This window comes from Caldanaerobacter subterraneus (assembly GCF_004345675.1).
In the GTDB taxonomy this organism is placed as follows: domain Bacteria; phylum Bacillota; class Thermoanaerobacteria; order Thermoanaerobacterales; family Thermoanaerobacteraceae; genus Thermoanaerobacter; species Thermoanaerobacter subterraneus.
On the sequence record NZ_SLWU01000013.1, the window covers coordinates 36148 to 55767 of the forward strand.

At 38.2% G+C, this 19620-nt stretch carries 17 protein-coding genes, 1 tRNA gene and 1 other RNA gene; 3 read left to right on the top strand and 16 right to left on the bottom strand.

Translation table 11 applies throughout. The features are described from left to right. Together EV203_RS07315 and EV203_RS07320 are read right to left on the bottom strand one after the other, a co-directional pair. On the bottom strand, positions 1 to 732 hold the full coding sequence (locus EV203_RS07315; protein WP_132039838.1) for a glycerophosphodiester phosphodiesterase: 732 nt from the start codon (positions 730 to 732) through the stop codon (positions 1 to 3). 66 nt (positions 733 to 798) lie between these two features. Beyond that, positions 799 to 2487: a B12-binding domain-containing radical SAM protein gene (locus tag EV203_RS07320; protein ID WP_132039840.1), complete on the bottom strand. Its 1689-nt coding sequence runs from the start codon at positions 2485 to 2487 to the stop codon at positions 799 to 801. Between the two features lie 136 nt (positions 2488 to 2623). Between EV203_RS07320 and EV203_RS07325 the strand changes: the two genes are divergently transcribed. After that, entirely contained in the window at positions 2624 to 3850 is a 1227-nt protein-coding gene (locus tag EV203_RS07325; protein ID WP_132039842.1) for a M48 family metallopeptidase, read from the top strand. Positions 3851 to 3876: 26 nt separating this feature from the next. Here EV203_RS07325 and EV203_RS07330 read toward each other — a convergent pair whose 3' ends face one another. Both EV203_RS07330 and EV203_RS07335 read right to left on the bottom strand, forming a co-directional pair. After that, positions 3877 to 4092: an ATP-binding protein gene (locus EV203_RS07330; protein ID WP_031314071.1), complete on the bottom strand. Its 216-nt coding sequence runs from the start codon at positions 4090 to 4092 to the stop codon at positions 3877 to 3879. Positions 4093 to 4303: 211 nt separating this feature from the next. Beyond that, positions 4304 to 6124 (bottom strand): FAD-dependent oxidoreductase, encoded by a 1821-nt coding sequence (locus EV203_RS07335; protein ID WP_132039844.1) that lies wholly within the window; start codon positions 6122 to 6124, stop codon positions 4304 to 4306. A gap of 103 nt (positions 6125 to 6227) precedes the next feature. On the opposite strand from EV203_RS07335, the gene EV203_RS07340 reads away from it, so the two are divergent. Together EV203_RS07340 and EV203_RS07345 are read left to right on the top strand one after the other, a co-directional pair. Next, entirely contained in the window at positions 6228 to 7112 is an 885-nt protein-coding gene (locus EV203_RS07340) for a selenium metabolism-associated LysR family transcriptional regulator (RefSeq protein WP_011025361.1), read from the top strand. A 125-nt stretch (positions 7113 to 7237) separates the two neighbouring features. Beyond that, positions 7238 to 7744: a type 1 glutamine amidotransferase domain-containing protein gene (locus EV203_RS07345; protein WP_011025360.1), complete on the top strand. Its 507-nt coding sequence runs from the start codon at positions 7238 to 7240 to the stop codon at positions 7742 to 7744. Between the two features lie 55 nt (positions 7745 to 7799). Here the strand turns inward: EV203_RS07345 and EV203_RS07350 are convergent. From EV203_RS07350 to recO, 12 genes are all read right to left on the bottom strand, one after another. Further along, positions 7800 to 7875, bottom strand: a tRNA-Ala gene (locus EV203_RS07350). 230 nt (positions 7876 to 8105) lie between these two features. Then, positions 8106 to 8456: a transfer-messenger RNA gene (gene ssrA / locus EV203_RS07355) on the bottom strand. Between the two features lie 3 nt (positions 8457 to 8459). Beyond that, on the bottom strand, positions 8460 to 8936 hold the full coding sequence (smpB, locus tag EV203_RS07360; RefSeq protein WP_011025359.1) for an SsrA-binding protein SmpB: 477 nt from the start codon (positions 8934 to 8936) through the stop codon (positions 8460 to 8462). Positions 8937 to 9045: 109 nt separating this feature from the next. Then, positions 9046 to 9897, bottom strand: a complete 852-nt coding sequence (locus EV203_RS07365) for a KaiC domain-containing protein (RefSeq protein ID WP_011025358.1) — start codon at positions 9895 to 9897, stop codon at positions 9046 to 9048. A gap of 46 nt (positions 9898 to 9943) precedes the next feature. Then, entirely contained in the window at positions 9944 to 12070 is a 2127-nt protein-coding gene (gene rnr / locus EV203_RS07370) for a ribonuclease R (RefSeq protein ID WP_011025357.1), read from the bottom strand. A gap of 13 nt (positions 12071 to 12083) precedes the next feature. After that, positions 12084 to 12635 carry an HD domain-containing protein gene (locus EV203_RS07375; protein WP_011025356.1) on the bottom strand — a complete coding sequence of 184 codons (552 nt, stop codon included), beginning with the start codon at positions 12633 to 12635 and terminating at the stop codon, positions 12084 to 12086. A gap of 99 nt (positions 12636 to 12734) precedes the next feature. Continuing rightward, positions 12735 to 15362 (bottom strand): pyruvate, phosphate dikinase, encoded by a 2628-nt coding sequence (gene ppdK, locus EV203_RS07380; protein WP_011025355.1) that lies wholly within the window; start codon positions 15360 to 15362, stop codon positions 12735 to 12737. Next, positions 15359 to 16171: a pyruvate, water dikinase regulatory protein gene (locus tag EV203_RS07385; protein ID WP_132039846.1), complete on the bottom strand. Its 813-nt coding sequence runs from the start codon at positions 16169 to 16171 to the stop codon at positions 15359 to 15361. The genes ppdK and EV203_RS07385 overlap by 4 nt, the downstream gene beginning before the upstream one ends. An 11-nt stretch (positions 16172 to 16182) precedes the next feature. Further along, positions 16183 to 16824, bottom strand: coding sequence for a transcriptional regulator CcpN (ccpN, locus tag EV203_RS07390; protein WP_031314068.1), 642 nt, complete (start codon positions 16822 to 16824; stop codon positions 16183 to 16185). A gap of 133 nt (positions 16825 to 16957) precedes the next feature. Next, the gene (locus tag EV203_RS07395) at positions 16958 to 18343 is read right to left on the bottom strand and encodes a glycine--tRNA ligase (RefSeq protein ID WP_011025352.1); all 1386 of its coding nucleotides are present in this window, start codon (positions 18341 to 18343) and stop codon (positions 16958 to 16960) included. A gap of 103 nt (positions 18344 to 18446) precedes the next feature. After that, positions 18447 to 18857, bottom strand: coding sequence for a DUF4342 domain-containing protein (locus EV203_RS07400; protein WP_022587872.1), 411 nt, complete (start codon positions 18855 to 18857; stop codon positions 18447 to 18449). A 17-nt stretch (positions 18858 to 18874) separates the two neighbouring features. Then, positions 18875 to 19618, bottom strand: coding sequence for a DNA repair protein RecO (gene recO, locus EV203_RS07405; protein WP_031314067.1), 744 nt, complete (start codon positions 19616 to 19618; stop codon positions 18875 to 18877). Positions 19619 to 19620 lie beyond the last annotated feature (2 nt).

A 19620-nucleotide genomic window follows, 5' to 3' on the forward strand; every position in this document is an offset into this window, starting at 1 on the left:
TTATCCCCCTTTCCTCACAAGATTTATCAAGGTCTCTGGGTCATCTGTGATAATCCCGTCTACACCAGCCTTTATCATTCTTTCCATGTCTTCCTTTCTGTCAACTGTCCAAGGAAATAATTTAACACCGTTTTTCTTGCAACCCTCAACAAGCTCGGGTATTATGTTGAAATAAAAAGGATGCAACGAATAAGCTTCCATGCGAAGTGCCATGTGCCAAGGCTCTACAAGCCCGCATTGGTATAAAAGACCTATCTTAAGATGGGGCGCCATTTTCTTTACATCTCTTAAGCTATAATGATTAAAAGAGGATATAATGACTCTCTCCTCAAAATTGTATTCTTTTATTGCTTTTATCAATTTTTCTTCAATTCCCGGATAAAGCACAATTCCACTTTTTATCTCTATATTTACAAGAAAGTCTTTATCTCCAATCAGTTCAAAAACCTCATACAAAGTAGGTATTCTCTCTCCCGCAAATTTCTCACCAAACTTTATACCTGCATCCAACTTCTTAATTTCTTCTAGCGTAAAATCTTTCACAAAGCCCTCTCCATTTGTCGTTCTGTCTACTGTTTCATCGTGGATCACCACAAGATGCCCATCCTTTGTAAGCTGTACATCCAGCTCAATACCATCCGTCCCCAATTCCATAGCCCTTTTAAAAGCAGCGATGGTGTTTTCAGGTACATTTTTAGAATCTCCCCTGTGCGCAATTACCAAAGTTTTCATAAAAATACCTCCCCAAGATTTACTTTACAGAAAAATTCTATCACACTTTTCTAAAAAAGCGAAATTTTATAATTCTATTTTTGCTAAATAGGTCTTCTTTTCACTGTGAAGAAAAATTATTATCAAATCTTTTTTCATCAAATTTTCCGTCACATCGTACTCAAAAAAAGCGTAAGAAACTCTTTTTGATAATTCAAGACTGGAAAGCCCTACGGCCTGCGGAAGGTTTTGTTTTAGCCATTCTTCATTTTTTAAGTAATCCCTAAACAGGTCAGGTATCTTTTTATCTTTTTCCTTTACACAGTCCGGCAAGTCCTTGGCATTAGTGGAGTATAAAAAGTCAAACTTCAACAAGTCCTTTATTATATTTTCTTCTAATCCAATGTTTTTAACACTAAAATCGTAAAGAACATTATAAAGAGCCTTTAACGAATGATTCTTATAAAAAAGCTTATTTTCTTTCCAGTACCTATAAAACTCAAAATACAAGTCAAAAGGCCTTTTAAAATGCTTTTCTAAGTACTCGAGGGTTTTTAAAAATTTACCTGAGTTATAGTATTTGTCTATAAGAAACGCTATCCCTTTTAATATTACTAGCTCCTCATAGCTTATATCCTTTGTATACAAAACCTCATAAGGAGGTTTACTGTCATAAACTATCCCAAACTCCCCCACTTTTTTAGCCAGAGGAGTACCTTTTAAAATTTTTAAAAATCCCAACTGTATTTCTTCCGGTTTCAAATTGTACACATCGTCAAAAGCTTTGCTGAAAGTCTTTAAACTATCCTCAGGAAGTCCCGCTATTAAATCCACATGAAGCTTTATACCCGCTTTTTTTAAAAGCTCTATCCCCTTTAAAGCCATTTCAACAGCGGTAGTACGGGATATTTTTCTAAGTGTAACTTTATTAGTAGTCTGCACTCCCACTTCAAACTGAATCCTTCCCTTTAAATCTTCAAGCTCAGAGATAAACTCTTCGTTTACAAGTTCTGGATTCACTTCACAGTGAAATACCATCTCTCCTTCTATCCTTTTCATAATAGATAAAATCTCTCTGGCTCTTTTTCTGTTGGCATTAAAGGACCTGTCTACAAGCTTTAAAATCTTAACATTTTTGTTTGCAAACCATTTCAAATCTTTTTCTACCTTCTCTAAGCTCTCATATCTTAGCACATTGTCGATAGAGGAAAGACAGTACGCACATTTAAAAGGGCATCCCCTTGAAGTCTCATAATACGCAAGCTTGTCAGATAAATCTTCTTTTTCATCGTACCCAATGGGAACCTCATCTAAGTTTACATAATATTTTTGCGGTTGAATTACTATTTCTTCCTCTACTTTATAGCCAATACCTGGAACTTCTTTTAAATCTTTTTTTCCTTCCAGCGCCTCCAATAACTCTTTAAAAGCAATCTCTCCCTCTCCAATGACTACATAGTCTACAAAGCCTTTTGATAATAGGTTTTCTACATCATAAGACGCTTCCGGGCCTCCCAATACCATCACTACGTTGGGAAGTATTTTCTTCACATTTTCAGCTAAATTAAGGGCAATTTCAATGTTCCAAATATAACATGAAATACCTACCACGTCTGGTTTCTTTTCAATTACGCTTTCCAGCATATAATCTGTACTGTCATTTATAGTAGCTTCAAAAATCTCTATATCATATGGCTGGCAAAATTTTTTTATATTTCTTATAGCCAAATTAGTGTGATAGTACTTGGCATTTATCCCAACTAGAAGAACTTTCATCTTCATCCCTCTCACTTACTTTCACTTACAACTATATGATATATACATTTTTTCAAAAAAGCAAACTGCTGGTACTACTTTCCTCTTTAATGATATATAATAATGTCAGATATCTTTTTTGAAAGGACTGAAGAAAATGGAATTTGTAAAATTCAACAAGTTATGGTTTTTGCTCATTTTAATTGCAGGAATATTCTCTTTTTTGTACCTTTATTATACATTATTTCCTGGAAATATACCCCATGATGTCTACAAATACTTTTCCCCTGCTGAAATCGCAAAAGCTCAAAAATATCACAAAATAAACCGCTTAATCTATATAAGTTCTTTCATGGCGAAGGCATTATTTTTAATATGGTTTACCTTTGGAAGAGGATCCCTTTTGTTTTCAAGATATACAGAAAAAGTTTCTTGTGGAAAATATTATTTGAATGTCTTTTTATACTTCATGGCTTTATGGTTAATCTTAAGATTAATTTCTCTCCCCTTCAGTTTAATAAACCATTTCGTCCAGGTGGAATGGGGATTTTCCGTTCAGACAATGGCCTCTTGGTGGAGTGACTATTTTAAAAGCATTCTTTTAGATTTTATTTTTTCCTCCATTGGGGTACTGTTACTCTTTATATTTTTAAACAAATGGCCCATTACGTGGTGGATAGCCGCCTTTTTCTTCCTCACCGTCGTAATGTTTGCTCAAATTTACATATATCCAAACTTCATAGCTCCAATGTTTAATAAATTCACCCCAATCAAAGACCTTAAGATAATAAATATGGTACAAGAAATCTCTCGAAATGCAGGAATAAAAATAGATAAAATTCAAGAAATGGACGCAAGTAAACGCACAACGCTGGCAAACGCTTATTTTTATGGTTTTGGCAGCACAAGTAAAATTGTGCTTTACGATACGCTACTAAAAAATTATCCAGATGATGAAATAAAAGCGGTCATAGCCCATGAAGCAGGTCACTGGAAAGAAAATCATGTGCTAAAAAGCTTACTTATAGGTACAATCGGACTTTTCATAGGACTTTACTTACTTAATATTTTTATTCACTCAAGTATTACAATTCATCCCAATATTAAAATAACTCCAGCTGTGTTATCGGTAATATACTTGTTTATTTTGCTTATCAATTTTGACACAAATCCTATACAAAATTACATTTCAAGGCAGATGGAAAAACAGGCTGATTTACTATCCGTTGAATTCCTTCACAGCAAAGAACCTGTTATAAAACTTCAAATTGACCTCGCAAAAAGAAGTTTGTTGGACGTATCTCCTCCCCCTTTTATAGAATGGTTCTCTTACTCCCATCCCTCTACTATGCACAGGATTGAATTAGTAGAAAAAGCCAAATAAAAAGGAAGGCAGAATAGCCTCCCTTTTTACGAAGCCTTTTCTTTTTCTATAAGCTTGATTGCTCCAGGTCCACAATACCTCACGCATACACCGCAACCTGTACATTTTTCTTCATCAATACTTATGTTGACTCTAAAAGAAGTCCCCAGGATCACTCTAAAAGCTTTAAACCTACAACTTGCTGCAGCTGGACAAAAAGGTGATTTATCACATATCTTTTCATCAATTCTTGCTACTCTCATTTTTCTACCTCCAACAAAATACTCCCCTACTGTTGTGGGATGTTCTGTATACATTATACAGTATTTTTCGCATTTGTCAACTATAAAAAAAGAGATACCTTTAACGGTATCCCTTTATTCTCTAAAAAAATCTCCCAACACCTTAGAAAATTTCTTTGCATTGTCAAAATAACAAGTATGACCTGAATCTTAAAAACACTAGTCTCACCTCTCATATAAAAAGTGAAACTTCTGCCCCTTCCCTTATAGCCTCTACCGCAGATGCTACTTCTTTACAATCCCCAATGAAATAAATTCTCTCATCGCCTTTTAGTTCTGAAAATTCTTCATCTGGAACATTGCCAACCGCCAATACTACCGCCTCTACCTCAATTACATCAAATCTATCCTTTACCTTGTACATAAGTTTTCCTTTTGATATATCCTTCACTTCGGCATCAGTCACTATATTGACTTTCAAATTTTCCAGTCTTTGAAGAAGTAGCTTTTTCACCATCGGATATATTCCTTCGCCCACTTCACTTCTAATCTCAAAAACTGTCACCTTTTTCCCTTTCTCTGCCAAATATTCAGCCGTTTCAAGCCCTGTAAGTCCCCCTCCAATTATTGCTATATTTTTACCCTCTGGAATGTTGCCTTCTAGTACTTCAATGGCTGTAAGAGGTGCAATATCTGTATCTAAATTCATTTTTGCTGGTTTTGAACCAGTAGCTATAATAATTTTATCGTACTGCATTTCTTTAATATCTCGTAAAGATATTTTTGTATTTAAATTTATTTTCACATTGTACTTTTCTAAATCCCTTTTCAAATATTCAATAACTCTCCCAATCTCTTGCTTGTGAGGAGGAATTTGAGCAACATTTAACTGTCCTCCTAACCTATTCTCTTTTTCAAAAAGTGTAACATTGTGGCCTTTTCTTGCCAGATATTTAGCTGCAGACATTCCAGCAGGACCTCCGCCAATTACTGCTATATTTAGCGGTTTATCAGTTTTTACCTCAAACTCTCTTTCTCTTCCTACCTCTGGATTAATCATGCAAGAAACCGAAAGCCCTTTCTGTATATAAGCAATACAAGCTTGATTGCAGTGAATGCAATACCTTATATCTGTTTCTTCTCCCTTAATCAATTTCTCAGCCAAATCGGGATCTCCAATCAAACCTCTGGCAATACCTATAAAATCGGCTATTCTTTCCTCTAAAATCCTTTCCCAGTCGTAAACATCCCCTAACTTATTAGCAGCAATTACAGGAATACTAATACTTTCCTTTATCTTTTTAGTAAAAGGTAATAATGGTCTATCTTCTATCCCCATTGGAGAAATATGATACTCAGAAGTTGAAGACACTCCTGAAGATACATCTATAGCAGAAGCTCCATTTTTCTCCAGTATTTTGGCAAATTCAATACTTTCTTTTATATTGAATCCCCCATCCGTGAAATCATCTCCATTAATCCTGCAAATCACCGTAAAATCTGGTAGAGCATCTTTTATCTCTTTTAAGATTTCAACGGCAAATCTTACCCTTCCTTCTAAACTTCCCCCATACTCATCTTCTCTTTTATTTGTATTTGGTGACAAAAACTGACTTACAAACCATCCATGGGCAAAGTGCAGTTCTACTGCATCAAAATCCGCTTTCTTTGCTCTTATCGCTCCTCTGACAAAATCCTTCACAAAGTTTTTTATTTTTTCTTTTGGAAAATCTGTTGGTTTGTACTTTGGATTGTGCATTGCCAGTTGAATTGCTGCTTTAGCACCATTTTGATGTATTGCCTCTGCCAATTTGCTAAGACCTTCTATTTTATCATCTGCATCTATTCCTATTTGATTGGGAAAGAACTTGCCTAATGGATTTACGAAACTTGCTCCTACGATCACTAAAGCAACTGACCTTGACCTTCTTCTGTAGTACTCTATCTCTTTTTCTGTGACGTAGCCATCCTTTGACAAATTTGTAACGGTCGGAAGCATCACAATTCTATTTTTTAAATGTAACCCGCCTATTTTCCCTTCTTTTAAGAGCATTTTAAATCACCTCACCACATTTTATATTGTAGCGATTGAACAACTATAAGTAAAATAGTATAATTTTATTAAATACATAAGCATATACTTATGAGGTGATTTTATGAATTTACGCCAGCTAAAAATTTTTCTAACTGTATGCCAAGAAGGAAGCATGTCAAAGGCAGCCAAAAAACTGTACATGACTCAACCTTCCATAAGCCAGACTATAGGTGAATTAGAACAAGAGCTAAATATAAAATTGTTTGAAAGGATTAACAAACATCTCTACCTCACTTATCCAGGCGAAATTTTAAGAGAATATTCAAAAAGAATAATCTCTTTACTTGAAGAAGCTGAAAATACCCTCTTAGACATTTCAAATTTAAAAACTGGAAAACTTCGCGTAGGTGCAAGTACAACTATAGGAACTTATTTAATTCCAAAAATACTCAGTGAGTTCCGCAAAAAATACGAAAATACCTCTATATTTTTTAATATTGACAACACAGCAGTAATAGAAAAGCAAATTTTAGAAAATTCTATAGATATAGGAATTGTAGAAGGTCCCATTCATTCACAAGATATCATTATAGAACCTTTTATAGAAGATGAATTATACCTTGTATGTTCCAAAGGCCACAGATGGGCTTTAAAAAAAGTAATAGAGCCGTGGGAAATTGAGGAGGAAGAATTAATTATTCGTGAAAAGGGAAGTGGCACAAGAGAAGTTTTTGAAACAATAATGTCCGCCAACAACTTAAAATACCATATAAAACATGTACTTAACAATACAGAAGCCATAAAAAAAGCCGTTGAATTAAATATGGGCGTATCAGTTCTTTCAAAACTTGCCGTATCAGAAGAGCTCAAAAAAGGCACCCTTGTAAAAATAGAAATAGAGGGTATAAAGTTCAAGAGAATGTTCAATATAATCTATCACAAGGATAAATACTTCTCCCCTACGTTTAAAGCTTTTATGGAGTATTTAAAGAGCGGTAGGAGATAAAATTAAAACAACCATCTTTGAAGGCCAAGAAATAGATTTAGATGTATTTAGCCATTAATGGGATTGACATAAGTATCCAATAAGGCTAAAATAAAGATAAACCATGAACAAACGAGGTGGTTTAAATGAAAAGAGTAGCCATTTTAATTGAAAACCTCTATGAAGAGCCCGAGCTTTTATATCCATACTACAGATTGAAAGAAGAAGGGTATGAAGTTCACCTAGTGGGGACAGAAAAAGATAAAGTGTACACAGGCAAATATGGTTATCCTATGAAAAGCACTCACGCATCAAAAGAAGTAAAAGCCGATGATTATGATGCTGTGGTAATACCAGGAGGTTATTCTCCGGACCACATGAGAAGGTGCCAGGATACTGTAAATTTCGTTAAAGAGATGTGCCAACAGCAAAAAATAATTGCTGCGATATGCCATGGACCCTGGATGATGGCTTCAAGCTGCGACTTAAAAGGTAAAAGAGTCACAAGCTTTTTCTCAATAAAGGATGACTTAATAAATGCAGGAGCTCAGTACGTAGACGAAGAAGTAGTAATAGATGGAAATCTAATAACCTCTAGAACTCCCAATGATTTAGTAGCTTTTGTAAAAGCTATAATTGAAAAACTGAAATAAGAATACCAAAAAAGGGTTCTGGTACTTTATATGTACCGAGAACCCTTGATTTTTCTGGTGGAGCTGATGGGACTTGAACCCACGGCCTCCACAATGCCATTGTGGCGCTCTCCCAACTGAGCTACAGCCCCAAGTCTATGTGAAATTGCCACTGCGATTAATATTATAGCACAAACTCAATCGTTTGTCTATAATAGAGAAAATCGAACGCCTCTATTAGTTTTGCATATACTACAAGTATGAACTATTACACTTCAAAGAAGGTGATAGCAAAATGCATTTTTGCTCGAAGAAGATAATGAAAAAAGATAAACTGATTCACTTTGCGGTTATACCGTAAAGTGGATCAGTTTATCTTTTATGGTGGAGGTGCGGGGATTCGAACCCCGGTCCGAAGGCGTCCCGGTAAAAGCTTCTCCGAGCGCAGTCGCTGTTTTAGCTTTCCCTCAGCGGTTCTCCCAGCGACAGGATAACCGCTTCGGTAGCCTCATTATTCCGGTTTTGCCCCGAGGCGCAGGCAAAACCAGTTCCCCACTCTTTTGACGCCCAGTCCTGAAACGTGGGCATTTCAGGCTGGACGGCCGCCTTTAATTAGGCAGCGTAAGCGAGTTCTCTGTCTGCGTTTATTTTTTTCCACCTTTTTTACGAGCTGGTGGAGAACTCGGCTCGCTACTTTTACCTCGACCGCCCCCGTCGAAACCAACACACCCCCACGTTAAATGCCAAGCTGTTTTTCCTTAAACTGCTTCTCTAATTCTCTTTTTGCATCTCTTCTTGCAATGTCTTCTCTTTTGTCAAAGAGCTTCTTACCTTTTGCAACAGCCAATTCCACCTTCACAAGGCCTCTTTTGAGGTACACTTTAGTAGGAATTAGAGTGTATCCCTTTCTTGACACATATCCTGAAAGTTTATTTATCTCGTGCCTGTGGAGCAAAAGCTTTCTTGGCCTTAAAGGATCTTTATTGAAGATGTTACCTTTTTCATAAGGGCTTATGTGCATGTTATAAAGTATAACTTCATTGTTCTCTACTCTTGCAAAGCTGTCTTTTAAATTTACCTTACCCTGCCTTACAGATTTAACTTCTGTCCCCACAAGTTCTATACCCGCTTCATAGGTTTCTTCGATGAAGTAGTCATGAAAGGCTTTCCTGTTCTGGGCAATTATTTTTATCTCTTCCTTTTCTTTTGACAAAGTCCCAACACCCTCTTTAGGAGAAAATTGCCCTATTTGTGTGTCACAAATAGGGCCCTTTGCTGTCGCTATTATATTATAGCACATTTTTAATCCCTGTCAAGTGCAATTATTTTTCACTCAAAGCTTTTCCCACTTTGACTATGCCTAAATCATCTATGTGAAGAATATGCACTCTAGTATCATGCCCACACATCCTGCATCCGTCAATCCTTATAGTCCTCACCACTTCTCCTGGCGAAACTCCATATGAAGAAGCAGTAGTTCTGCTGGCTACAATTTTTGCTAATACTATATTACAGTCCAGTATATGGGATACGGCGTATCCGCCTGCAGCTTCTGAAGATAACTCTTCATGGCTGCTTCTTTTCTGAGATATAAATATAGCTGTCTGATAATTATCTTTCATTACCTCATAAAGCCTTCTCACCAATTTTCTCGCAACCATTTCCTGCCCTTCATAAAGCCCGGTGATGGAGTCTATCACGCAAGCTTTTATATTTTTTTCTCTTATTATATCCCCAAGCTTGGTGGTAAGCTCATCTACACTGCTTTTAAGCTCAGTTTGATGTGAAAGGTCAAGGAGGTAAATCGAATTTTCAATTTTTCCCCATTCAATTCCCAAGCCCTTACAGCGCTGTTTCAAACCTTGCACAGTAAAAACCGCCGGGACTTCTACTGTAACAAAAAGCACATTATATCCTCTCGCCGCCTGCGTTATGGCAAACTGCTGCCCCATGAGAGTTTTCCCTGTGTCGGGCACTCCTGCTAAATGAATCACAGAAGCTGAGGGAAGCCCTTGAAGGGGTACCCTGACTATCTCCCCTTCTTCAATTTCCGCCGTATAAAAGAGCTCATCAAGTCCGGGAATTCCAGAAGGTATGCCAAAAAGTTTAGGGGTCTTAGCAGCAACATCTCGCAAGAGTATCACTTGCACCGTTGCCACCTCCCCCATTTCCATATATTATCTCTCCATATATTATTTTATATTTATTTCAAAAAATTTGTCAACTATCTTCTTCTACCAGTACAAAATCTATCTCCCTATTATCCACATCTACATGGGCTACTTTAACGTAAACTTCTTTCCCTATAGAGTACACCTTTTTTGTCCTTTCCCCTACCAGAACATATCTTTCAGGGTCAAATACATAGTAATCATCTTCCAATGACGCTACATCCACCAATCCCTCAACGGTGTTATCGAGTTCTACAAAAAAGCCGTAACTGGTGACATTGGAAATTATGCCTTTGTACACATTTCCTACTTTATCTGCCATGTATTCCACTTTTTTGAGCTCCTCTATCTCTCTTTCTGCGGCTTCCGCAGCTCTTTCCCTTTCTGAGGCTCTTGCTGCAATATCCTCAAGGATCCTATTGTAATGTCTCTGCCTTTTTTCTGTAAGTTTTCCATTTATGTATTCTTTTATTATCCTGTGAATCACAAGGTCTGGATATCTCCTTATAGGAGAGGTAAAATGAGTGTAATACTTTGCTGCCAAAGCGTAATGCCCTATGTCTTCAGGACTGTACCTTGCTCTTTTCAAAGAGCGCAAGAGAAGAGTCTCTACTACTTTTTGTTCACTTTTCCCTCTGACCTGCCTTATGAGGTCCTGCAAAGCTTTGGGATGAATTTCTCCGCCTTCTACTCCCTTTATATGATATCCCAGGTTGTGGATGAATTTATTAAAAGCTAGTAGTTTCTCTATATCAGGATGCTCGTGAATCCTGTAGACAAAAGGAACGTTTAACCAATGCATGTGTTCAGCTACCGTCTCATTGGCTGCCAGCATGAATTCTTCAATTATTTTGTGGGCAATATTTCTCTCTACCTTTACAATATCTACAGGTCTTCCCTTTTCATCCACAATCACTTTAGCTTCCGGGAAGTCAAAGTCCACACTCCCCCTTCTCTTTCTTTTTTCTAAAAGCACAAGTGCCAGTTCTTTCATTAGCTTAAAGTCTTCTACAAGATGGGAATACCTTTTTATCAGCTCTTCGTCATTTTCTTCAAGAATTTTATAAACGCTGGTGTAAGTCATTCTCTCTTTGCTCTCTATTATGCTCTCAAAAATATCGTGGTCTACTATCTCTCCCCTTGTATTTATTTCCATTTTAACCGTGAGGCTCAACCTTTCTTCTCCCGGATTCAAACTGCATATGCCATTTGAAAGCTTTGGAGGAAGCATAGGTATCACTCTGTCGAGAAAGTAAACGCTACAACCCCTTCTAAGAGCTTCTTTGTCAAGATTTGTACCTTCTTTAACGTAATGGCTGACATCTGCTATACTGACATACAAGAGATAATTGCCGTTTGGAAGTCTTTCCACATAAACAGCGTCGTCCAAGTCTTTCGCATCTTCTCCATCAATAGTGACAAATTTTAATTTTGTGAGGTCAACCCGCCTCTTTTTTTCTTTTTCCGGTATCTCCTCTGGAAGTTCTTCCGCTTCTTTTAGAACCTCTTTAGGAAATGTCTCCGGAATGTCATAAGACCTCAAAATTGACTTTACGTCTATCCCCGGATCTCCTTTGTACCCTAAAACTTCTATTATTTCTCCTTCAGGACTTCTTCTTCCCTCAGGCCATTTAGTAATTCTTACTACTACTTTCATTCCAGTTTTAGCGCCTTTATCTTCCCCTTTTGGAATGAATACATCTTGATGTATCTTTTTATTATCCGGTATCACAAAGCCAAAATTTTTATTTTTTTCGTAAGTTCCGACAATTGTCGTATTAGCTCTTTTTAAAATTTTTACTACTTCGCCTTCTTGGCTTTTCCCTTCAGCACCTTCTATGACCCTTACAAGAACTAGATCTCCATCCATTGCTCCGTTCATCCCGCTAATAGGTATAAATATGTCTTTAATTCCCTGCTCTTCAGGAATTAAAAACCCATACCCTCTAGGATGTCCATCTATTCTCCCTCTTACAAGGCCAAGCCTTTCTGGAAGGGCATATTTACCTCTTTTAGTTTTAAATACCAGTCCTTCTTTCTCCATTTCTTTCAAAGTAGCTTCTAATATTTTTCTCTGGTTGTAGTCTATGTGCAGCATGTCCATTATTTCCTCAATTTTGGAAGGTTTGTAATCTTCTTCTCTTAAAAGTTGCAATAACCGTTCCTTTATCTTCATTACACCTCATACCTCACAGTCCTATTTGTTCTGCAATTTCTTTCATGGAATTTAGACCTATCTCCAAGAATTCATCTAAAGAAATCCCCAATTCTTCGCAGGTCTTTATCTGATCTCTGTTGGCACCTTTTGCGAAAGTCTTATCCTTAAATTTTTTCTTTAAAGAGCTTACCTTTACCTCTTCTAATTTTCTTGAAGGCATAACATAAGCGGTAGCTACAATAAGCCCTGAGAGAGGATCTGCTGCAAAAAGCGCCTTATCCAGTAACGTCTTTCTCTCAACACCGTGAATTTCGTTGTGAGCGATTACCGCTTGAACAATTTCTTCATCAAATCCCAGCTCTTTTAGGATTTCTCCTCCTCTTATGCTGTGTAGCTCTGGATTGTCCTTTGTCTCTTCATAGTCGATGTCATGGACTATTCCTGTAACCACCCATTTTTCCACGTCCTGTCCAAGCCTTTTAGCAAGTCCTCCCATTATAGCACCTGTAGCTATCATATGGTTGATAAGGGTTTCGTCCGACACATACTCCTTGACTAAAGCTAATGCTTTTTCTCTGTCCAATTTTAATCCCTCCATTATTAAATTGCCATTTTTACTTAATATTATAACATGTTCTCTGAAAAAACAATACAAAGGCAGCGCAAAAGCTGCCTTTGTAAGTTAATTTCCGTATTTTATAGCTGCCTGTGCAGCTGCCAATCTTGCAATAGGCACTCTGTAAGGTGAAGCAGATACATAGTCTAATCCCACTCTGTGGCAGAACTCTATGGAAGATGGGTCTCCACCGTGCTCTCCGCATATTCCTACTTCGAGGTCTGGTCTCGTCTGCTTGCCAAGCTTTGTGCCCATCTCTACAAGTTTGCCTACACCTTCCTGATCTAACTTTTCAAATGGGTCAAATTCGTATATCTTTTTCTCATAGTAAGTCTCCAAGAATTTACCAGCGTCATCCCTTGAGAATCCGAAGGTCATCTGAGTTAAGTCGTTTGTACCAAAGGAGAAGAATTCAGCTTCTTTAGCGATCTTATCTGCAGTTAATGCTGCTCTTGGCACTTCTACCATTGTACCTACAAGGTATTTTAGTTCAATACCACTTTGTTTTATTATTTCATCTGCTACTTTTACAATTATGTCTTTCAAGTACTTGAACTCTTTCAATTCGCCCACAAGTGGTATCATTATCTGGGGTTTGACGTCTTTGCCGGTTCTCTTCTTCACATTTATTGCAGCCTCTATTATAGCTCTAGTCTGCATTTCAGCTATCTCAGGATATGTTACGGCCAATCTACATCCTCTGTGTCCAAGCATTGGATTGAACTCTTTCAGGCTCTCTACTGTAGCCTTTAATTCTTCGAATGGAACGCCCATGTCTTCAGCAAGTTCCCTTATTTCCTCGTCAAGGTGTGGCAAGAATTCGTGAAGTGGTGGGTCCAAAAGCCTTATAGTAACAGGATATTCGCCCATTATCTCAAACAGCTGTTCAAAATCTGACCTCTGCATAGGCAGTATCTTCTCTAATGCCTTTCTCCTCTGCTCCTCTGTCTTGGCTATAATCATCTCTCTCATAGCAGGAATTCTTTCTTCATCAAAGAACATGTGCTCTGTCCTAGCAAGTCCAATTCCCTCTGCGCCAAATTCAAGAGCAATCTTTGCATCTCTTGGCGTGTCCGCATTTGCTTTGACTCTCAGTCTTCTGTACTTGTCTGCCCAGCCCATCAGTATAGCAAAGTCTCCGCTTATTTCAGGTGTCACTGTCTTTATTTCTCCGATGTACACATTGCCAGTGCTACCATCTATTGATATGTAGTCTCCTTCGCGCACAACTATATCGCCAATTCTCATTACCTTCGCCTGCTCGTCTATTCTCGCATCTCCACATCCAACTACGCAGGGAGTACCCATTCCTCTTGCTACAACAGCAGCGTGAGATGTCATTCCACCGCGAGTTGTGAGTATTCCTTCTGCGGAGGCCATACCTTCAATATCGTCAGGAGAGGTCTCTGTCCTTACAAGTATTACCTTTTCTCCCGATTTTGCAGCAGCAACTGCTTCATCAGCTGTAAAGTACACCTTTCCTGAAGCAGCACCAGGAGATGCAGGCAATCCTTTGGCAACAGGTTTGGCAGCCTTTAACGCTTCTGGCTCAAAAGTAGGATGCAAGAGCTGGTCTAGCTGTTTTGGATCTACTCTTAATACAGCTGTCTTTTCGTCAATTAGGCCTTCTCTTACAAGGTCAACAGCTATCTTTATAGCGGCCTGAGCAGTTCTCTTACCATTTCTTGTCTGTAGCATGTAGAGTTTTCCTCTTTCAATGGTAAACTCTATATCCTGCATGTCTTTGTAGTGTTTCTCCAGCTTCTCAGCAATTTCTACAAACTGGTTATAAACTTCTGGCATTGTCTCTTTCAAGGTAGAAATTGGTTGAGGCGTTCTTATACCTGCAACCACGTCTTCGCCCTGAGCGTTCATCAAGAATTCACCAAATAGAGCTTTTTCACCAGTTGCGGGATTTCTTGTGAATGCAACGCCAGTACCAGAATCGTTACCCATGTTGCCAAATACCATTGATTGCACGTTTACTGCTGTTCCCCAGTCGCTCGGTATATCATTTAACCTTCTGTAGACTATAGCTCTCGGGTTGTTCCAGGACCTGAAAACAGCCTTCACAGCTTCCAAAAGCTGCTCTTGAGGGTCCTGTGGGAAGTCTACTCCCTTTTCCTGTTTATATAATTCTTTGAATCTCTTTACAACTTCTTTTAAATCCTCTGCTGTAAGGTCTGTGTCAAACTTAGCACCTCTTTTTTCCTTGATCTCATCTAAAATAGCTTCAAATTTGTTCTTGTCAATCCCCATAACTACGTCGGAGAACATCTGGATGAACCTTCTGTAGCTGTCATAAGCAAATCTCTCGTTGTTAGTTGCTCTTGCAAGGCCCTCTACGGTCTCGTCGTTCAAGCCAAGGTTTAAAATGGTATCCATCATTCCAGGCATTGAAACCCTTGCGCCGGACCTGACAGATACGAGAAGCGGGTTATTTGGGTCTCCAAATTTTTTCCCAGTAACCTCTTCTAACTTCTTCATGTACTCATGAATCTGCTCAACTATCTCTGGTGCAATTGTCTCCCCATCTTCATAGTATCTTGTACAAGCCTCTGTGGTAACTGTAAACCCTGGCGGAACAGGTAATCCCAATCTCGTCATTTCGGCTAAATTTGCACCTTTTCCTCCCAAGAGGTCTCTCATTGAGGCGTCGCCTTCATTGAAAAAATACACATATTTTTTAGTCATGTACTCTCTCCTCCTCTTAACACGTTTAATATTATGTTAGCTGTCTCCTCTACAGCCTTATTGGTAACATCTATCACTGTGCAGCCTAACTTTTGCATCACCTCCTCAGCATACTGTATCTCTTTTTTAACCCTTTCTTCTGTAGCGTAAAGAGCATTGTCATTAAGGCCTAGAGATTTAAGCCTTTCTTTTCTTATTTTCACCAAAACTTCAGGGTCTATAGTAAGTCCAAAGATCTTCTTGGGATTTATTTCAAAAAGCTCCCTCGGCGGCTCAATCTCAGGAACCAGAGGCAAATTGGCAGCCTTTATATATTTGTGAGCCAAGTACATGCAAAGGGGAGTTTTAGAAGTCCTTGATACTCCTATCACAACCACATCTGCTAATAGTATTCCCATCGGGTCTTTTCCATCATCATATTTTACTGCAAATTCTATCACTTCTATTTTCTTTAGATAGTCCTCTTTGCTGTCCCTCAAAAGCTCTGTATGGGGTGATATGCCAGTGCTGTCCTCTATAGCATCTATAACTGGTCCCATTACATCAACTATCTTTATTCCAAATTTCTGGGCCTTCTTTTGGAGATATTCTTTTAGCTCTTTTACTACCATTGTGTGTATTATTATGCTGTTTGAATCATTAGCTGCTTCCATTACAATATCTTCAATTTGGTTAATATCCCCGACATAGGAATACTTCTTTATTTTTTCAATAAAAGTATCAAAATGAGCAGCAGCAATGCTTGCGATGTTCTCCGCAGTGTCTACATTGGAATCGGACACTAAGTATATCGATACTCCTTCTTGCATCCACAGTCCCCCTAACCTTCCCCTAGCTTCACAAAAAGTCTGGTTATATTGGTCTTTGACAGTCTACCTGTCACCTTGTACCCCTGTTTTCCATCTTTCCCCACTACAGGTTCCACAACAGGGAGGCTGTCCACTTCATGCTCAATAATCTTCACAGCAGCGTTATACACAGGCTCATCGTCGTAAGTTGTGATGATGTTCGGCATCCGGGTCATAATTATTCCCACCGGGACCTTATAAATATCGGTATTGCCTATAGCAATTTTTAAAAAATCCTTTCTGGATACAGCGCCGGTTAAAAATCCACCATCCTGTACGAAAATTGTCCCAACATCCTTTAAAAAAAGAGTTACAATCGCATCATACACGGGAGTACTTTCTTCTACCACTACAGGCACCGACTTTACATCTTTTACCTTTATGCTTTTTATATAATCCTGTATCAGACTAAGGGGTGATTTTCCAGTGTAAAAATAGCCGACTTTAGGTCTCGCTTCCAAGATCCCGGACATAGTCAAGATCGCCAGATCCGGTCTTAATGTGGCTCGAGTTACATTCAGTTTTTCAGCAATCTGTTCTCCTGTAATGGGTTGATATTTCTTTACAATATCGATAATGATCTGCTGTCTAGGCGTCAGTTGAATCTTTATCACCCCTTCAAAAGTTTTCATAAACGTTTTCTGGTCTTCTGTTTAACACTTTACTATAATTATACCACAAAATAAAGGCATAACCAACTTGTTTTTTAATTTTTAAGAAAGGGAAATCAGCGAAAACTGATTCCCCTTAAAACTTGAGTTTCTCCTCCAGGTATTTATCCACTTGGTCTATGTCTATCCTTATTTGCTCCATAGTATCTCTGTCTCTTATTGTAACTTTGTGGTCATTTTCTGAGTCAAAATCGTAAGTTACGCAGAAAGGCGTTCCAATCTCATCCTGTCTTCTATACCTTCTTCCTATGCTACCTGATTCGTCATACTCTGCAGGAAACTTCTTTTTAAGGTCTAAGTAGATTTTATAAGCTGCTTCATTAAGCTTCTTGGAAAGAGGGAAAACCGCCACTTTAACAGGTGCGATAGCTGGGTGAAGCCTTAAAACTACTCTTGTTTCTCCTTCCACTTCCTCTTCATCGTAAGCATCAACCAAAAAAGCAAGCATTAGTCTATCCACTCCCACTGAAGGCTCAATACAATAGGGTATGTACTTTTCTCCTGTGACAGGGTCAGTGTAAGTCATGTCTTCTCCCGAATGTTCCATATGCTGTCTTAAATCATAGTCAGTTCTATTAGCAATTCCCCACAGTTCTCCCCATCCAAAGGGAAAATTGTACTCTATGTCGGTTGTGGCAGTGCTGTAATGAGACAGCTCTTCTTTTTTGTGGTCTCTGAACCTTAAATTCTCCCTCTTTAAGCCAAATTCTACAAGCCAATCCATGCAAAATTGTCTCCAGTAATTGAACCACTCCATGTCTTCCCCTGGCTTACAGAAAAATTCCAGCTCCATCTGTTCAAATTCCCTCGTTCTAAATATGAAATTGCCAGGCGTAATTTCATTTCTAAAAGATTTGCCAATCTGCCCGATACCAAAAGGAATTTTCTTGCGGCTTGTCCTCTGGACATTTTTAAAATTCACAAATATTCCCTGAGCTGTCTCAGGCCTCAAAAAAACTTCAGATTTTGAATCCTCTGTAACCCCTACATAAGTTTTAAACATCAGGTTAAACTTCCTTATCTCTGTAAAATTGTGGGCTCCACACTTGGGACATGGAACTTTGTGCTCTTTTATAAATTCCATCATCTGCTCATTTGTCCATCCTTCAATCGAAATATCAAGTCCCTTTTCTTTTATGTAATCTTCAATTAGCTGGTCAGCTCTGAAGCGAGACTTGCATTCCTTGCAGTCCATCAGAGGATCGCTAAAACTAGCCACGTGACCTGAAGCAACCCACACTTCTCTGTTCATCAAAATAGCAGAATCAATTCCCACATTATAAGGGCTTTCCTGTATAAATTTCTTCCACCATATCCTTTTTATATTGTTTTTCATCTCCACTCCCAAAGGCCCATAGTCCCATGTGTTCGCAAGCCCGCCGTATATCTCAGACCCAGGAAACACAAAACCCCTGTTTTTTGCAAGAGCCACTATTTTATCCATTGTAACTTTGACAGGCATCAATAACACTCCTTTTCCCAATTATACAAAAACCCTTCATCCCCTTTCGGGGAGAAAGGTTTTAGCATTACTTATTTTAGAATATCAAATTGAGTAATATATGTCAATCATTTTTCTTCTCTTCTTTTAAAACTATAACACTTTTATCGTATTTTTCTACCTCTATGGTACAGTTAGCCAGAAAAGCCACCGCCGCTCCCAAAAGTGTAAGCTGCGGTATTACTACTGTTGAAATGGCTCCTGCAGTGACAGGGATCTCTAAAAGGACTTTATCATCCTTTTTGATTCTTATCTTTGTGACATTCCCTTTCTTAATGAGGTCTTTTATCTTATCCATTACCTCTGTGCCTGCTACTGTAAAAGACTCTGTCCAACTTTTTCTGTTCTCTTCAATGTATATTAAGGCGTCCACCACATTTCCATTGGCTTTTTCCAGAGCCTCTTTTGCCTCTTTGTAACTTACCCCCGTTCTCTCCACAATCATGTCTATTTTTTCCAGTTGTTCGTCCACCATTCTTCTCCCTCCCTTCTTTAATCGCTCAATTTCATGGCAAAGTCTTTGGATTTAAAGTCCATTTCAAGGTGAGTTCTCACATACTCTGTTATTATTTTATCCGCTTCCTCTTTTATAACTCCTGGCACAGAAATTCTTTCAAGCTTTTCATACTTAGCTTTTAAAAGATACAGCAAAAACTTTAAGACTTTTTTATTTAAAAATTTTGCATCTTTACAAGTTTCGTTACAATCTTTACAAACAGCCCCACCGCAAGAAGAAGAAAAATAACTTAAATTTTCTTTTTTCCCACAAACAGCACAGCTGTCCAAAACAGGCATGTAGCCCAAAAGGGATATCAATTTTAAAGTGTAAGAAAAGAGAAAAATAGATGTCTCTACGTTTAAACTCTCTACAGCTTCCAGCGAATGTTTTGTAAAAAAGTATAGTTTTGTGTTTTTCTGCTTTTCCTCTAGTACTCTTGAAATGGTCTCACTTATATAGGAAGCCAAAGCAAACTTTTTGAGGTCTTTTTCTATGTTTTCAAAGTTTTTTACAAGCTCCCACTGGTCAATGTAGTAATAGTTCTGACCTTCAAAAATCACGTAATTAGCCACAATAAAAGGCCTTACAGCATTTACAAACCGGCTTTTCGAGCGCCTAGCTCCTTTAGCGACCGCCTGCAGTTTCCCGTAATCTCTGGTGAAAAGAGTAGCAATTTTATCCTTCTCGCTTATCAAATTGCTCTTTAAAACTATTGCCTCTGTTTTTAAAAAGCGCATTT

Excerpts from the sequence above, each read along its gene's own strand:
- EV203_RS07315 (WP_132039838.1), bottom strand. The coding sequence starts at position 732 with ATGAAAACTTTGGTAATTGCGCACAGGGGAGATTCTAAAAATGTACCT.
- EV203_RS07320 (WP_132039840.1), bottom strand. The coding sequence starts at position 2,487 with ATGAAAGTTCTTCTAGTTGGGATAAATGCCAAGTACTATCACACTAAT.
- EV203_RS07325 (WP_132039842.1), top strand. The coding sequence starts at position 2,624 with ATGGAATTTGTAAAATTCAACAAGTTATGGTTTTTGCTCATTTTAATT.
- EV203_RS07330 (WP_031314071.1), bottom strand. The coding sequence starts at position 4,092 with ATGAGAGTAGCAAGAATTGATGAAAAGATATGTGATAAATCACCTTTT.
- EV203_RS07335 (WP_132039844.1), bottom strand. The coding sequence starts at position 6,124 with ATGCTCTTAAAAGAAGGGAAAATAGGCGGGTTACATTTAAAAAATAGA.
- EV203_RS07340 (WP_011025361.1), top strand. The coding sequence starts at position 6,228 with ATGAATTTACGCCAGCTAAAAATTTTTCTAACTGTATGCCAAGAAGGA.
- EV203_RS07345 (WP_011025360.1), top strand. The coding sequence starts at position 7,238 with ATGAAAAGAGTAGCCATTTTAATTGAAAACCTCTATGAAGAGCCCGAG.
- EV203_RS07365 (WP_011025358.1), bottom strand. The coding sequence starts at position 9,897 with ATGGAAATGGGGGAGGTGGCAACGGTGCAAGTGATACTCTTGCGAGAT.
- rnr (WP_011025357.1), bottom strand. The coding sequence starts at position 12,070 with ATGAAGATAAAGGAACGGTTATTGCAACTTTTAAGAGAAGAAGATTAC.
- ppdK (WP_011025355.1), bottom strand. The coding sequence starts at position 15,362 with ATGACTAAAAAATATGTGTATTTTTTCAATGAAGGCGACGCCTCAATG.
- EV203_RS07385 (WP_132039846.1), bottom strand. The coding sequence starts at position 16,171 with ATGCAAGAAGGAGTATCGATATACTTAGTGTCCGATTCCAATGTAGAC.
- EV203_RS07395 (WP_011025352.1), bottom strand. The coding sequence starts at position 18,343 with ATGCCTGTCAAAGTTACAATGGATAAAATAGTGGCTCTTGCAAAAAAC.
- EV203_RS07400 (WP_022587872.1), bottom strand. The coding sequence starts at position 18,857 with ATGGTGGACGAACAACTGGAAAAAATAGACATGATTGTGGAGAGAACG.
- recO (WP_031314067.1), bottom strand. The coding sequence starts at position 19,618 with ATGCGCTTTTTAAAAACAGAGGCAATAGTTTTAAAGAGCAATTTGATA.